Annotated in this window: 15 protein-coding genes; 4 read left to right on the forward strand and 11 right to left on the reverse strand. The window is 56.8% G+C overall.

Translation table 11 applies throughout. The features are described 5' to 3' along the window. Window positions 1-10: 10 nt before the first annotated feature. From Q0746_RS13470 to Q0746_RS13510, 9 genes are all read right to left on the reverse strand, one after another. Window positions 11-2200, reverse strand: coding sequence for a 3-hydroxyacyl-CoA dehydrogenase NAD-binding domain-containing protein (locus tag Q0746_RS13470; RefSeq protein WP_298261101.1), 2190 nt, complete (start codon window positions 2198-2200; stop codon window positions 11-13). 11 nt (window positions 2201-2211) lie between these two features. After that, window positions 2212-3423: an acetyl-CoA C-acetyltransferase gene (locus Q0746_RS13475; RefSeq protein WP_298261103.1), complete on the reverse strand. Its 1212-nt coding sequence runs from the start codon at window positions 3421-3423 to the stop codon at window positions 2212-2214. Further along, window positions 3416-3757 carry a hypothetical protein gene (locus Q0746_RS13480; RefSeq protein ID WP_298261104.1) on the reverse strand — a complete coding sequence of 114 codons (342 nt, stop codon included), beginning with the start codon at window positions 3755-3757 and terminating at the stop codon, window positions 3416-3418. Before Q0746_RS13480 ends, Q0746_RS13475 begins: the two co-directional genes overlap by 8 nt. A gap of 18 nt (window positions 3758-3775) precedes the next feature. Further along, complete coding sequence (gene yidD / locus Q0746_RS13485) at window positions 3776-4246, reverse strand: membrane protein insertion efficiency factor YidD (protein ID WP_298261106.1); 471 nt, start codon at window positions 4244-4246, stop codon at window positions 3776-3778. Window positions 4247-4319: 73 nt separating this feature from the next. Continuing rightward, complete coding sequence (locus Q0746_RS13490; protein WP_298261108.1) at window positions 4320-4946, reverse strand: glutathione S-transferase family protein; 627 nt, start codon at window positions 4944-4946, stop codon at window positions 4320-4322. Next, entirely contained in the window at window positions 4943-5155 is a 213-nt protein-coding gene (locus tag Q0746_RS13495) for a hypothetical protein (RefSeq protein ID WP_298261110.1), read from the reverse strand. The genes Q0746_RS13490 and Q0746_RS13495 overlap by 4 nt, the downstream gene beginning before the upstream one ends. 47 nt (window positions 5156-5202) lie before the next feature. Next, on the reverse strand, window positions 5203-6981 hold the full coding sequence (locus Q0746_RS13500) for an acyl-CoA dehydrogenase C-terminal domain-containing protein (protein ID WP_298261112.1): 1779 nt from the start codon (window positions 6979-6981) through the stop codon (window positions 5203-5205). Between the two features lie 32 nt (window positions 6982-7013). Further along, window positions 7014-7415, reverse strand: coding sequence for a MerR family DNA-binding transcriptional regulator (locus Q0746_RS13505; RefSeq protein WP_298261114.1), 402 nt, complete (start codon window positions 7413-7415; stop codon window positions 7014-7016). Window positions 7416-7722: 307 nt separating this feature from the next. Beyond that, window positions 7723-8094, reverse strand: a complete 372-nt coding sequence (locus Q0746_RS13510) for a MerR family DNA-binding transcriptional regulator (RefSeq protein ID WP_298261116.1) — start codon at window positions 8092-8094, stop codon at window positions 7723-7725. Between the two features lie 162 nt (window positions 8095-8256). On the opposite strand from Q0746_RS13510, the gene Q0746_RS13515 reads away from it, so the two are divergent. From Q0746_RS13515 to Q0746_RS13525, 3 genes are read left to right on the forward strand one after another with little or no spacing between them, the layout of a single operon-like run. Beyond that, complete coding sequence (locus Q0746_RS13515) at window positions 8257-8694, forward strand: PaaI family thioesterase (protein ID WP_298261117.1); 438 nt, start codon at window positions 8257-8259, stop codon at window positions 8692-8694. A gap of 3 nt (window positions 8695-8697) precedes the next feature. Beyond that, a complete protein-coding gene (locus Q0746_RS13520) occupies window positions 8698-9189 on the forward strand; it encodes a PaaI family thioesterase (RefSeq protein ID WP_298261119.1) in 492 nt (163 codons plus the stop codon). Then, window positions 9179-10501: an MATE family efflux transporter gene (locus tag Q0746_RS13525; RefSeq protein ID WP_298261121.1), complete on the forward strand. Its 1323-nt coding sequence runs from the start codon at window positions 9179-9181 to the stop codon at window positions 10499-10501. Before Q0746_RS13520 ends, Q0746_RS13525 begins: the two co-directional genes overlap by 11 nt. Here the strand turns inward: Q0746_RS13525 and Q0746_RS13530 are convergent. Both Q0746_RS13530 and Q0746_RS13535 read right to left on the reverse strand, forming a co-directional pair. After that, window positions 10498-11556 (reverse strand): quinone-dependent dihydroorotate dehydrogenase, encoded by a 1059-nt coding sequence (locus Q0746_RS13530; protein ID WP_298261123.1) that lies wholly within the window; start codon window positions 11554-11556, stop codon window positions 10498-10500. The two genes, Q0746_RS13525 and Q0746_RS13530, sit on opposite strands and share 4 nt — an antisense overlap. Beyond that, on the reverse strand, window positions 11553-11888 hold the full coding sequence (locus Q0746_RS13535) for a DUF952 domain-containing protein (RefSeq protein WP_298261124.1): 336 nt from the start codon (window positions 11886-11888) through the stop codon (window positions 11553-11555). The genes Q0746_RS13530 and Q0746_RS13535 overlap by 4 nt, the downstream gene beginning before the upstream one ends. Before the next feature lie 146 nt (window positions 11889-12034). Here Q0746_RS13535 and Q0746_RS13540 point away from each other — a divergent pair, with 146 nt between their 5' ends. After that, complete coding sequence (locus Q0746_RS13540; protein ID WP_298261126.1) at window positions 12035-13609, forward strand: bifunctional metallophosphatase/5'-nucleotidase; 1575 nt, start codon at window positions 12035-12037, stop codon at window positions 13607-13609. Window positions 13610-13702: the final 93 nt, after the last annotated feature.

Raw genomic sequence — 13702 nt, forward strand, 5'->3', positions numbered from 1 at the left:
TTTCAATCGATTATGCTGCCTTAGCCGGGTTAAAACGCCCGTAGAAGCTTTGGTTCTTGGCTGCCATGTCCTCCAACAGATCGGGTGCTTTGAAACGCTCGCCGTGTTGTTCGGCCAAGGCATTGGTGGTTTCTGCCGCCCAAGGGGTACCGACCATATCCAACCAAGACAGTGGACCGCCAGACCAAGGCGCAAACCCCCAGCCCAAGATCGCACCAACATCGCCTTCACGGATGTCCATCAGCACATCCTCTTCGAGTGCGCGAACGGCCTCCAAGACTTGCGCGAACAACAGACGGTTCTGAACCTCTGTCAGATCGGGTTGGTCGTCTGCCAAGGGGTATTTGGCCTCTAGCCCGTCCCACAGCAACTGACGTTTGCCTTTGTCGTTATACGCGTAGAAACCTGCGTTGGTTTTGCGACCTAGGCGGCCCTCATCGGCCATCCAAAACAAGATTTCATCTACAGCGTCATCATAGGCGTCGCCCATGGCGGCTTTGGTCGCCTTGGCGATTTTTACGCCCAGATCGATGGAGGTCTCGTCCACCAGTTGCAGAGGCCCCAACGGCATGCCGACCAGCTTGGCCGCATTTTCGATCAAGGCAGGGTTCACGCCTTCTTTGACCATGCGCATGCCCTCGTTGATGTAAGGGATAATGCAGCGGTTGGCGTAGAAGAAGCGTGCGTCATTGACCACGATTGGTGTTTTACGGATTTGGCGGGTGAAGTCCAAAGCCTTGGCCACCGCCCGATCGCCCGTTTCTTGGCCCTTGATGATCTCGACCAGCATCATCTTCTCAACTGGCGAGAAGAAGTGAATGCCGATGAAGTTCTCTGCACTTTCGGAGGCTTTCGCAAGTTCGGTGATCGGCAGGGTCGATGTGTTGGTCGCGAAGATGCAGTCAGGGCCAACCACGGCTTGCACCTTCTTGGTGACCTCGGCCTTGACGGCCACATCCTCAAACACGGCCTCAACGATCAAGTCGCAGCCTTTAAGCGCATCGTAATCCACCGTCGCGTTGATCAGGCCAAGCACGGTCTCTTTCTTCTCGGGCGTGGCCTTCTTGCGGGCAATGCCTTTGTCCATATAGGCCTCGGCGTAGGCTTTGCCTTTGTCTGCGGATTCTTGTTTGGCGTCGATCAGCACCACTTCTATGCCAGCCATAGCGGAGACAAGCGCGATGCCAGCCCCCATCATGCCCGCGCCAATGACACCGACCTTTTTGACCTTCTCATCCGCCACATCAGGACGCACCGCGCCCTTTTCCAAGGCTTCCTTGTTGATGAACAAAGACCGGATCATATTGGCCGAGCTTGGGTTCATCAGGACATGAGTGAACCAGCGGGCTTCGATCTTCAGGGCCGTATCAAATGGCACCATGGCACCTTCATAGACGGCTGACAGCAGCGCTTTGGCCGCGGGGTAGACGCCTTTGGTGTTGCCGTTGACCATTGCAGAAGCCCCGACGAAGGTCATGAATCCAGCGGGGTGATAGGGCGCACCGCCGGGCATTTTGTAACCCTTTTCGTCCCATGGCTTTACGATCTTTGGCTCGGACAAGACCCAAGCTTTTGCCGCAGCCAGCAGCTCGTCAGCCGGAACCACTTCATGCACCAAACCGGCCGATTTGGCTTTCTGCGGGTTGGACAATTTGCCCTCCAGCAGGAATGGGGATGCCCCCATGGCCCCCAACATGCGTGTCACACGGGTGGTGCCGCCCATGCCTGGGAAGATGCCAACCATGATTTCCGGCAGGCCGATTTTGGCCTTGGGATTGTCGGCCACAAAGATACGGTGGCAGGCCAGCGGAATTTCAAAGCCGATGCCGAGCCCCGTGCCTTGCATCGCGCAGGCAATCGGTTTGCCACCTTTGTTTTTGTCATCCATACCGCCGCGTTCGATCTTGCGGAGGATTTTATGGGTGTCCATCAATCCGTTCATCAAGCCTTTGGCGGGGTTGTCGCCCGCACTTTCCTTCATTTTAGCGATGATGTTGAGATCCATGCCGCCAGCAAAGCTGTCCGGCTTGCCAGAGGTGAGGATCACCCCCTTGATGGTGTCATCGGCCAAGGCCTGATCAATCAGCGCGTCGAGATCCAAGAACCCTTGTTGGTTCATGACGTTCATGGATTTGCCCACGGTGTCCCATGTGATGATGGCCACGCCGTCAGCGTCGGTTTTCAGTGTGAAATCGGTCATGTCCCTAATCCTCAAACGCGTTCGATAATGGTGGCGGCACCCATGCCGGAGGCGACGCAAAGTGTGGCCAGCCCCACCTCTTTGTCAGAGCGTTCCAACTCGTCCAGCAATGTGCCGATAATGATCGCGCCGGTTGCCCCTAACGGGTGGCCCATCGCGATAGAGCCGCCGTTAACGTTGACCTTGCTGTTGTCCACATCGAAGGCCTGCATGAAGCGCAATACGACAGAGGCGAAGGCCTCATTGACCTCGAACAGGTCAATGTCGGAAATCGCCATACCAGACTGCTTCATAATGTGCTCGGTCACTGGGACGGGGCCGGTCAACATGATGGTGGGGTCGGTGCCGATCTTGGCGGTGGCCCGAATTCGTGCGCGTGGCTTCAAACCATGCGCCTCGCCAAACTCCTTGGAGCCGATCAAAACAGCCGCGGCGCCATCAACGATGCCCGAGGAGTTCCCTGCGTGGTGGATGTGGTTCACCTTCTCAAGATGCGGGTATTTCATCAGCGCAACCTTGTCGAAGCCAGGCATGACTTCCCCCATGGCTTGGAAGGCTGGGTTCAAACCGCCGAGACTTTGCATGTCAGTCTGGGGGCGCATGTATTCGTCATGGCTTAGGATTTCCAAGCCGTTTTGATCCAACACCGGCACGATAGATTTGGCAAAGCGGTTGTCGTCCCACGCGGCCTTTGCGCGGCGTTGGCTCTCGACACCCAATTGGTCCGCTTGTTCGCGGGTAAAGCCGTATTCGGTCGCGATGATGTCGGCTGAAATGCCTTGTGGCACAAAGTAGCTGTCCATGGCGATGCTTGGATCCACAGCAATGGCCGCTCCGTCTGATCCCATCGGCACGCGGCCCATCATTTCCACACCGCCGGCGATATAGCCCATGCCAGCGCCACCTTTGATTTGATTGGCCGCAAGGTTTACGGCCTCCATGCCGGAGGCGCAGAAGCGGTTGATCGACAGACCGGGGATGCGTTCGTCCAGCTCCGAGGCCAAAACAGCCGTGCGCGCAAGGCAGCCGCCCTGTTCCATGACTTGGGTCGCATTGCCCCAGATCACGTCCTCTACAGCGTGGCCTTCCAACCCGTTGCGCGATTTGACCGCATTCAGGATGTTGGCGGACAGGCGTGCGGCGGTGACCTCGTGAAGGCTGCCGTCTTTTCGGCCTTTACCGCGCGGGCTGCGCACGGCGTCATAGATATAGGCTTCAGCCATAGGGAATTTCCTCCATCAGATTTAGGATCCCGATCCAAGCGGCAACGCTGCACAGCAACGCCGCAACTCCAATGGGAAGTTTATACGAAGCCAAGGCGTGTAGCCTTCGGCCGAATGTGTCGGTGGATCGCAGCGCCAGCACCGCGGCGCCTGCGATCGCGGGCAGCACCAGCCCCAATCCGTAGAGGCCAGCCATCAGCAGCATGCCAAAGGCACACCAAGCGCAAAACATGGCGGCCGCGGAGCCGAATTTATCGAATGTGTCTTCTGCGCGGATCAACGCGAGGGCGAGGCCGCAAAAGGTCATGCCGGTCAAGAATGCAGCGAGGATCATGGGCGATCCTCACGGTGATTAGCAGCTCGGAGAGCAGTCACACCCTGGTGTGCAATCGCAGCCGCCGCCACCGCAGTCCGCCCCGTAGCAACTCCCCCCTGCGGCATCCGGTGCCGCGGCAGGTGTGGCCGACGCCATGCTGCAGCAGGCTGCCGCATCGCACCCGCCCCAGCAACACCAGTCGAGCTTGTTGTACCAGCGATCTTTGCGGCGGTAGTTTTCCAATTCTTTACGCTCGTCTTCATCCAACTGCTGTGAATGAACCGCGCATTTAGACTTGGTGACAAGATGGGCCGCTTTGCAGTCGCGGAACCGCTGCGTGATCTTCGGCCAAGCGGCCCAAATCCCGTGGTCGCGGATCGCGTGTTTGACGTAGCCAGAGCACCCCGTGCCACCATGCACAACAGAATAGGCGCAGCGGTAACCCTTTCTGGGGGATAGATATTGTTGGTAGGCCCAGATGCCGCCAAGTGCCAATTTGCTGAACATAAACTCTCCGAAATACGAGGCGCAGAATTGCGCTCATAGGCAGAGAAATCCAGCAAAAAGTTAACCTGCGTGGTCATGCGGTGAACGCCGGTTTCATGAGGTCATAAGGATGCTTCCAACCTGGCAATTGAGAGATACGTGTGAGCCACGCGTCAATATGGGGCCAGTCAGCACGATCAAAGCCGAAGGGTTCATCGTAGAACAGATAGCTGCAGCACGACAGATCAGCCGTGGTCACCCCATCGCCGACGATCCAGTCCCGACCCGCGAGGTGATCGTTCAGCACAGCATAGGCGGCCTTGGTGCGCCCCAGCATAAAGTTGATCACCTCTTGCGGGCGTTTATCTTCGGGCAGGAAATTCATTAAGAACCGGAGCGGCCCAATCTGCGAAGAAAACTTGTGATTGTCCCACAAAACCCAACGAAGCACTTCGTATTTGTTTTCTGAGGTTCCGCCGAATTTTCCGGTTTGATCGACAACATATTGTTGAATGACCCCCGATTGGGTCAGGGTGATATCGCCGTCGACGAAGGAAGGAACCTCCCCCATCACGTTGATTTCTTTGAAGGCGTCAGAGCGGGCTTCTCCCTTAAAGAAATCCACAAAAACCGGCTCCCAGTCCATGCCCGACAGTTCAAGCGCAAGTGCGGCCTTGTAGGCGTTTCCACTTTCGCCAAAGCAATACAGTTTTGCGGTCATTTCTTACGGGCCTCCAGTTCAGAATTAAAAATGCGCAGGCGATGGGTCAGATTTGTTTCATCCGTCACGCTGCCGAAGTTTTCGAACAGAAACGACAGTGCCTCACCTTCGTCCAAGCCCGCCTCCGTGCTGAATTTCTTCAGTTTGCGCCATGCGTCTTCAGTCATGGCAAGGTTTACACGTCGGGTTAGTTTCAGGCGTTTGGGCATAGTCGTCTCCGCAAATTTGATGGGGCAGGGGGTGCCCTGCCGCCACTTTAGAAACTCGCCGCGTCGAGCGCCATAACCGTATCGGCTCCGCTTTCAATTCGCGCCAAATGCATACCCGTCGCGGGCAGTTGCCGCGCCATGTAGTATTTGCCGGTTGCGATCTTGGTTTCGTAGAAAGCCGTGTCTGACGCGCCGTTTTCCAATGCATCCATCGCGGCTTTGCCCATCTTCGCCCACATCAACCCGAGGCAGACATGGCCAAACATATGCATGAAGTCATAAGAGCCAGCCAAAGCGTGGTTCGGGTTCTTCATTCCGTTTTGCATGAAATACATGCCTGCGGCTTGAAGGTCTTTAGAGGCGGCTTTTAGCGGGTCGAGGAAGGATTTTTCATATTCCTCATTGCCGCTGTTTTCCTTGATAAAAGATTTGACGATCTCAAAGAAAGCCATCACGTGCTTGCCGCCGTCTTGCGCCAACTTGCGGCCCACCAGATCTAAAGCTTGAACACCATTGGCGCCCTCGTAGATTTGGGTGATCCGTGCGTCGCGGGCAAACTGCGACATGCCCCATTCCTCAATATAGCCGTGGCCGCCGTAAACCTGCTGGGCGGCTGTCGCATATTCGAAACCTTTGTCGGTTAGAAAGCCTTTGATCACAGGGGTGATCAGCGAAACGATGCCATGGGCGGCGTCATCATCGGCGCGCACATGCTGGTCGATCATATTGGCGCCCCAGAAGGTAAAGGCCCGCGCGCCCTCGATGAAGGACTTTTGGTCCATCAAATTGCGCCGAATGTCCGGATGCACGATCAGCGGGTCAGCTGGCCCGTCAGGGTTCTTCGCGCCGGTTACATCGCGGCCTTGCAAACGATCATTGGCGTAGATCACCGCGTTCTGATAGGCGGCTTCGGCTTGGGCGTAGCCTTGCAGGCCAACCCCGATGCGCGCTTCGTTCATCATGGTGAACATCGCACGCATGCCTTTGTGCTCGGTCCCCAGAAGGTAGCCAGTGGCCTCGTCGTAGTTCATCACGCATGTCGAGTTGCCGTGGATGCCCATCTTTTCTTCAATCGAGCCCACAGAAACGCCATTGCGCTCTCCAAGAGAGCCGTCTTCTTTGACGATGAACTTCGGCACAATAAACAAAGACACGCCCTTGATGCCCTCGGGGCCGCCTTCGATTTTGGCCAACACCAGATGGATGATGTTGTCTGACATGTCGTGTTCGCCCGCCGAGATGAAAATCTTCTGGCCGGAAATCTTGTAGCTCCCGTCGTTTTGAGGCGCAGCTTTTGTACGCATCAACCCCAAGTCGGTGCCGCAATGGGGCTCCGTCAGGTTCATCGTGCCGGTCCAGTCGCAAGACACCATCTTTGGCAGGTAGGTTGCCTTTTGCGCGTCTGTGCCATGCGCGTGGATTGCAGAGTAGGCGCCATGCGTCAGGCCTTGGTACATGTTGAACGCCATATTGGCTGCGGTGAACTGCTCCCCCACGGCCACGGCCAGAACATATGGCATGCCTTGGCCGCCATATTCGGGATTGCAATCCAGGGCGGTCCAACCGCCTTCTTTCATTTGGTCGAAAGCTGCCTTGAACCCCGTCGGTGTCCGCACAACCCCGTTTTCCAGTTTGCAGCCCTCTTTGTCCCCCACGACGTTGAGCGGTTGCAGCACTTCGGAGGCGATTTTGCCCGCTTCATCCAGAACGGCGGAGGTGAAGTTGGCCTCCAGCTCATCATAGCCAGGCACGGTTTGCGCGGAGACTTTCAGAACGTCATGTAGGACGAATTGCATATCTTTGACTGGGGCGGTGTAGCTGGGCATAGGGGCCTCTTTGCGAATTTGGTTACGTGGATTTAGGAGTTGGCCGCCTTGGGTAGGCTGCGCGAGGCGATCATTTTTTCTCCCCATTGCAGTTGGGCAGTCAGATCTACAATGGCTTCGTTCAATTCGTCGCGCTGTTTGATCATGTCGGCCAGTCGCTTTTGGCCAATCTCATAGGTCAGGGCAAACTGCGTCGCCTGCTGGTCGCCGATGTGATATAGATCCAGAAGCTGGCGAATTTCTTCCAGCGAAAAACCGAAGCGTTTGCCTCGCAAGATCAGTTTCAGTCGGGCGCGGTCGCTTTTGGTGAAAAGGCGGCGTTGCCCCTCTCGGATCGGGAACAGTAGTTCTTTGGATTCGTAGAAACGTAAAGTACGCGGAGTTACTCCGTATGCGTCACACATTTCACGAATGGTCATAGTATCCTCAGACATTTGATGTCCTTTACTTCTACTTCGCGGTTTCGATGCATTGGACATGTTGAACGTGATCCAACCATACAAGCATTGTTGACGTTAACGTAAATGTAACGTGGCGTCAGAACTGAGGTGACGTAATGTCAGGAAATTTTTAGGGGGATTTAGCGCAACTTTTGCAAACCACCGCCTGACAAGATAGTGACGCCTTGTGAACAGATTTCCCCGTAAAGCCCATATAAATAAGGGGGAACTGCAAGGGGTATTTCCCCGCAACTGCATTTGGCAAGGGTTCGGATTGGGGCGCGCCACGGATTTTAGGGGACTACAATCCTGCTGCCACCTGATCGCGAAGGGTTTGAAGTTCAGCGATTGATTCTTCGATCTGTTGCTTGCGGCTGAGCAGTTCGCCCATCTGTTTGTCCGCAAACTCGATCACGGCTTCCATCTGAGCGCGGTTCTGGGGGTCCGAATTGTACATATCAAGCCACTGGCGGATGTCCTCCAAGGGAAACCCGAATTTGCGGCCTCTCATGATCAACTTCATGCGCGCGACCTCGCGTGGGTGGTAAAAGCGCGACCGGCCTTCGCGTTCCGGGCTTAGAAGTTCGATGTATTCGTAGTAACGAAGGGTCCGCGGTGTCACGTCGAACTGGGCACACATTTCTTTAAAGGTCAGGCGGCTGTCAGATGCCATAAGCAGCTCCGTATCTCATCCGGTATCCCTTCATGCAGGTTTCGTCACGAATACCTTTGCATAGGTAACGCGACCATTCTAGTCGCCCTTGGGTGGGAATTTTCAAACTTATCAGCAATGCGCGCCTTGGCGCTGGTGCGGAAAGCTGCCACAAATGTGCATATGAGTACAAAAACAGACCGCATGACATTCGCCCGCCAGTTTTTGGACGCCATTCCGCACTCCCGCGCTTTGGGGATGTGTTTGGACGAGATCGGGGAAGGGTATGCTGTGTTGTCGATGCCCTATGACGAGCGATTCATTGGCAACCCGTCAACTGGTGTGATCCACGGTGGGGCTGTGTCGGCCTTGATGGATACATGCGGGGGGACTGCTGTGATGTCGCATCCGCAGGCGCACGGGGGAACCGCCACGATTGACCTGCGCATCGACTACATGCGTGCCGCAACGCCTGGCCAGCGTATTCGCGCAAGGGCGGAATGCTATCACGTCACGCGCTCTGTAGCCTTTGTGCGTGCGACGGCCTTGGATGACGATACGGAAAACCCTGTGGCGTCCGCCACCGGTGCGTTCACATTTCAACGGGCGAAAGGGGCTTAGGTCATGCGTAAACCCGAACCGGTTCAGGTGATCAAAACGCGCCGAGATGCCGCCTTGCACGGCTTGGTTCAAAGCGTGCCCTACATTCAGTTTCTGGGCGTCGAATTCGACCGGCGAGGGGATGAGCTGACGGCTGTCTTGCCGTACCGCGAGGAACTTATCGGGAATCCGATGCTGCCGGCCTTGCATGGGGGGGCGACGGCGGCCTTCTTGGAAATTACCTCGATCATCGGGCTGACGTGGTCCACCATGTGGTCCGATATGGAAGACGGCAAACTTCAAGATGGGGCACTGCCGGTTATTCCCAAGACCATCGACTTTACTGTGGACTACCTTCGCTCTGGCCTGCCGCGCGATGCTTATGCGCGGGCTCGGGTGAACCGGTCGGGGCGACGCTACGCTTCGGTGCATGTAGAGGCGTGGCAGGACAATCGTGATCGTCTATTTGCCCAAGCAACTGGGCATTTCTTGATGCCAACACCTGATGGCAGCTGACCCCGCCGCGCAGGACCTAACCCACGGGCGGGTTCTGAAAATAGCTCTTCCCATTGTGATTTCAAATGCCACCGTCCCGATCCTTGGGGCGGTGGACACTGGGGTTGTGGGGCAAATGGGGCTCGCCGCGCCCATTGGGGCAGTGGGGATCGGCGCGATTATTCTGTCGGGGCTGTATTGGTTGTTCGGCTTCCTGCGCATGGGGACCGCGGGGCTCACCGCGCAAGCCCATGGAGCAGGGGAGACCGGCGAGGTCGCAGCACTGCTGTCACGCTCGTTGATGATCGGGGTCGCGGCCGGACTTGTGATCATGGCCTTGCAAATTCCGTTGTTTTGGGGGGCGTTCCAGCTTTCCCCTGCCAGCGCCGAGGTTGAAGACCTTGCCCGAGACTACATGGGCATTCGTGTGTTTTCCGCCCCTGCCGCGATTGCGATTTACGGAATAACCGGCTGGTTGATCGCATTGGAGCGCACCAGAGCGGTATTGGTGCTGCAGGTTTGGATGAACGGGCTGAACATCGTTCTCGACTTGATCTTTGTTTTGCAATTGGGCTGGGGCGTCGAGGGCGTGGCCTTTGCGACGTTTCTGGCGGAATGGTCCGGTCTGGGCCTTGGGCTTTGGCTGTGCCGCGACGCCTTTCGCACACCGGCTTGGAAAGACTGGCCTCGGGTGTTTGACCGGATGCGCCTGACACGCATGGCGGCGGTGAATTCGGACATCATGTTGCGGTCGATCCTGTTGGAGGCCGCGTTTATTTCCTTCTTGTTCTTTGGGGCGGACTTTGGCGATGTGACGCTGGCGGCGAACCAAATCCTGCTTCAGTTCTTGCATATAACGGCTTTCGCATTGGACGGGTTTGCCTTCGCCGCCGAGGCCTTGGTGGGACAGGCGTTGGGCGCACGCAACCGGTTGCGTTTGCGGCGCGGCGCATATCTGACAACGCTTTGGGGGGTGATTGTGACGGCTGGGCTGGCGCTGTGCTTCGCGCTGTTCGGGGGGCAGATTATCGACGTGATGACCACCGCCCCCGAAGTGCAAGACGAGGCGCGCAGCTACCTGATCTATATGGTCGTAGCCCCGTTGATCGGCGTCTATGCGTGGATGTTGGACGGAATATTCATCGGGGCTACGCGCACGCGCGACATGCGCAATATGATGGCGGTATCCTTCGTGGTGTATTGCGGCGCCTTGGCTGTGCTGATGCCGGTCTTGGGCAATCACGGCCTATGGGTCAGCCTGCTGATTTTATTCGTGGCGCGCGGGATAACGCTGGGTTTGCGTTACCCCGCATTGGAGGCAGAGGCGACTTAAAGCCAGTCGTTGCGCCCTGTTCCTACGGCATCCGCGATATTGGCAAAGCCGTCGCGCTCCAAGAGGGCGTCGAGCCCTTGGGCGATGTCACCGGCCAAGGACAAACCGCCGTAAACCATTGCCGTATAGATCTGCACCGCGGATGCGCCCGCACGGATCTTGGCATAGGCCTGATCCGCCGAGCCAATCCCGCCTACGCCCACAAGGGGCATTGCGCCATCCAGAAGCTGCGACAGGCGGGCCAGCACGCGGGTGCTTTTCTCGAAGACCGGTTGCCCCGAAAGACCTCCTGCTTCGGATCTATAGGGGGATTTCAGGCCGTCGCGCGACAAGGTGGTGTTGGTCGCGATGATGCCTGCCAAACCGGCCTCAACGGCGACCTCGGCAATTTCACCCAAAGCGTCATCGTCCAGATCGGGCGCGATTTTCAGGAATACGGGGATCGGAACACGCAATTCCGCCCGCGCCGACATGACACCCGACAATAAGGTCGACAGTGCAGCGCGGCCTTGCAAGTCGCGTAGCTTTTCGGTGTTGGGTGACGAGACATTCACCGTAGCGAAATTCACATGCGGCCCGCAATGACGCAACACGGTCGCGAAGTCCTGCGCGCGGTCTTCGCTGTCTTTGTTGGCCCCAAGATTTAGGCCGACCGGTACGCCAACAACCCGTGATGCAAGGCGCTCTGCGATGACATCCATACCCTCGTTGTTGAAGCCGAAGCGATTGATCGCGGCTTGGTCTTCGGTGAGGCGAAACAGGCGCGGCTTCGGGTTGCCTGGCTGCGGACGCGGGGTCGCGGCGCCGACTTCCAAAAAGCCGAAGCCAGCTTGAGCCAAAGGTCCGACAACTTCTGCATTTTTGTCAAACCCTGCTGCCAATCCAACAGGGTTTTTCAATTCCATGCCCGCCAATGTGGTGGACAGGCGGGGGGAAAGAATGGGGCCTTGTCCAAACCCAAGCCCCATTTTCAACGATTGTATGGCCAAGCCATGTGCGCGTTCAGGGTCGACGCGGTGCAGGCCTGCAAGGGCTATGCGTTCTAGGGCTTTCATGTCAGCTCCTTTGGGAAATCATGGGTCGTGCCGTTCCACGCAAGAGGGGCTGCACTGGTGACTTCTGACAGCTCCCAATCACGGTACAGATGCGGGAACTCAGCGCCGCCTCGTGACACTTCCCACTTCAACGCGGAATCCGTTGGGGCCTTGCCCCAGACCAGCCACAGGTCCGTTTGGCCTGTGAAATGCTTGGCGGCGGTCTCTTTTGCCTGCGTTGCGGTGGAGAAATGAATGTAGCCATCCGTCAGGTCGATTTGCGCGCCGGTGAAGCGTGAAGTCGCCTGAAACTTGGACCACGCATCAGCGGTCATGATCTTGTAAATATTCATAGGTCTCACATGCCCTGTGCTCAAAGAGTGGTCAAGTCACCGCGCTGTCACATGGTGACGTTACGCCACTGCACGGAGGGGGCTTTGACTCCGTGCATCATTCGCGCCACTCTGACGCTAGAATTTTAGAATGGGGGACCATCCATATGCTTAAGACCTTTCTCTCCAGTGCCGCAGCTCTCACCCTGACCACGGGGATTGCCGCCGCCGATTACTCCTTAACGATTTTGCACACCAACGACTTTCACGCCCGTTTTGAGCCGATCAGCAAATACGACAGTGGCTGTTCCGGCGAAGATAATGCCGAAGGAAAATGCTTCGGGGGTTGGGCGCGTCTGGTGAATGCCGTCAAAGAGGCGCGCGGGCGCAGCAACAACGCCATCCTCGTGGATGGGGGCGACCAGTTCCAAGGCTCACTGTTCTACACCTACTATAAGGGCAAGGTCGCAGCCGAGATGATGAACGGCTTGAAATATGACGGCATGACAGTCGGGAATCACGAATTTGATGACGGCCCAGAAGTTCTTGCGGGTTTCATGGACTCCGTTGGATTTCCCGTCTTGATGTCCAACGCTGATGTGTCTGGCGAGCCTGCTTTGGCAGACAAGTTGATGAAGTCCACCGTAATCGAGCGCGGCGGCGAGAAGATTGGCCTGATCGGCCTGACGCCGCTTGATACCCCTGATCTGGCGTCTCCGGGCAAGAACATCACCTTCACAGACCCGTCTGAGGCGGTTCAGGGAGAGGTTGATAAACTGACCTCCGAGGGGGTGAACAAAATCATCGTGCTCAGCCACTCCGGCTTTATCGTCGATAAAATGGTGGCGTCTAAAACCACCGGTGTTGACGTTATTGTTGGCGGTCACTCCAACACGTTGTTGTCAAACACCCAAGAGCGCGCCGAGGATATCTACCCTGTCATGATCAATGACACCGCGATTGTTCAAGCCTATGCCTACGGGAAATACCTTGGTGAGTTGAACGTCTCCTTCGACGATGACGGCAAAATCACCGAGGCCAAAGGCGAACCGATCCTCATCGATGGTCAGGTGGCCGAGGATGAAGCTGTCTTGGCCCGTGTGAGCGAATTGGCGGCTCCGTTGGAAGAAATCCGCAACAAGGTGGTCGCCCAATCAGGCGAACTCATCAACGGTGACCGCGCGGTTTGCCGCGTTGAAGAATGTGCAATGGGCAACCTTATTGCGGAAGCCATGTTGGATCGCGTGAAGGACCAAGGGGTGACCATATCCATTGCGAATTCGGGCGGCATCCGGTCCTCGATCGACGCAGGTGACGTGACCATGGGCGAGGTGCTGACGGTGCTGCCGTTCCAGAACACCCTGTCCACGTTTGAAGTCACCGGCCAAACGGTGATCGATGCGTTGGAGAACGGAGTGAGCCAAGTGGAAGAGGTCAAAGGCCGCTTTCCGCAGGTGGCTGGCCTTCAGTTCAGCTGGGATGCTTCGGTCGCACCAAATGAGGGGCGCATCCAAGCGGTTGCTGTGAAGGACGGCGATGCTTGGGTCGAGATTGATCCTGCCGCGACCTACAAACTGGTGTCCAACAATTACGTGCGCGGTGGCGGGGACGGCTACAAAATGTTCACCTCAGCAGCAAACGCCTATGACTTCGGTCCAGATTTGGCTGATGTTTTGGCAGAATACATGGCTGCTCAAGGTCCGGTTAAGGCCTTCACAGACGGGCGTATCGTTAAAAAATAGGCCCGTTTAAAAATAGGCCCGTTTCTGGCTGTCTGAGGTGTCGGGCAGCCAGTATCGCTGCCGCGAATACCAACTCACAAAAAAAAGGCCCCG

Source organism: uncultured Litoreibacter sp. (assembly GCF_947487515.1).
In the GTDB taxonomy this organism is placed as follows: domain Bacteria; phylum Pseudomonadota; class Alphaproteobacteria; order Rhodobacterales; family Rhodobacteraceae; genus Litoreibacter.

Bases quoted from the DNA above. Each gene is read 5' to 3' on its own strand.
- Q0746_RS13470 (WP_298261101.1), bottom strand. From the start codon at position 2,200: ATGACCGATTTCACACTGAAAACCGACGCTGACGGCGTGGCCATCATC.
- Q0746_RS13475 (WP_298261103.1), bottom strand. From the start codon at position 3,423: ATGGCTGAAGCCTATATCTATGACGCCGTGCGCAGCCCGCGCGGTAAA.
- Q0746_RS13480 (WP_298261104.1), bottom strand. From the start codon at position 3,757: ATGATCCTCGCTGCATTCTTGACCGGCATGACCTTTTGCGGCCTCGCC.
- yidD (WP_298261106.1), bottom strand. From the start codon at position 4,246: ATGTTCAGCAAATTGGCACTTGGCGGCATCTGGGCCTACCAACAATAT.
- Q0746_RS13490 (WP_298261108.1), bottom strand. From the start codon at position 4,946: ATGACCGCAAAACTGTATTGCTTTGGCGAAAGTGGAAACGCCTACAAG.
- Q0746_RS13495 (WP_298261110.1), bottom strand. From the start codon at position 5,155: ATGCCCAAACGCCTGAAACTAACCCGACGTGTAAACCTTGCCATGACT.
- Q0746_RS13500 (WP_298261112.1), bottom strand. From the start codon at position 6,981: ATGCCCAGCTACACCGCCCCAGTCAAAGATATGCAATTCGTCCTACAT.
- Q0746_RS13505 (WP_298261114.1), bottom strand. From the start codon at position 7,415: ATGTCTGAGGATACTATGACCATTCGTGAAATGTGTGACGCATACGGA.
- Q0746_RS13510 (WP_298261116.1), bottom strand. From the start codon at position 8,094: ATGGCATCTGACAGCCGCCTGACCTTTAAAGAAATGTGTGCCCAGTTC.
- Q0746_RS13515 (WP_298261117.1), top strand. From the start codon at position 8,257: ATGAGTACAAAAACAGACCGCATGACATTCGCCCGCCAGTTTTTGGAC.
- Q0746_RS13520 (WP_298261119.1), top strand. From the start codon at position 8,698: ATGCGTAAACCCGAACCGGTTCAGGTGATCAAAACGCGCCGAGATGCC.
- Q0746_RS13525 (WP_298261121.1), top strand. From the start codon at position 9,179: ATGGCAGCTGACCCCGCCGCGCAGGACCTAACCCACGGGCGGGTTCTG.
- Q0746_RS13530 (WP_298261123.1), bottom strand. From the start codon at position 11,556: ATGAAAGCCCTAGAACGCATAGCCCTTGCAGGCCTGCACCGCGTCGAC.
- Q0746_RS13535 (WP_298261124.1), bottom strand. From the start codon at position 11,888: ATGAATATTTACAAGATCATGACCGCTGATGCGTGGTCCAAGTTTCAG.
- Q0746_RS13540 (WP_298261126.1), top strand. From the start codon at position 12,035: ATGCTTAAGACCTTTCTCTCCAGTGCCGCAGCTCTCACCCTGACCACG.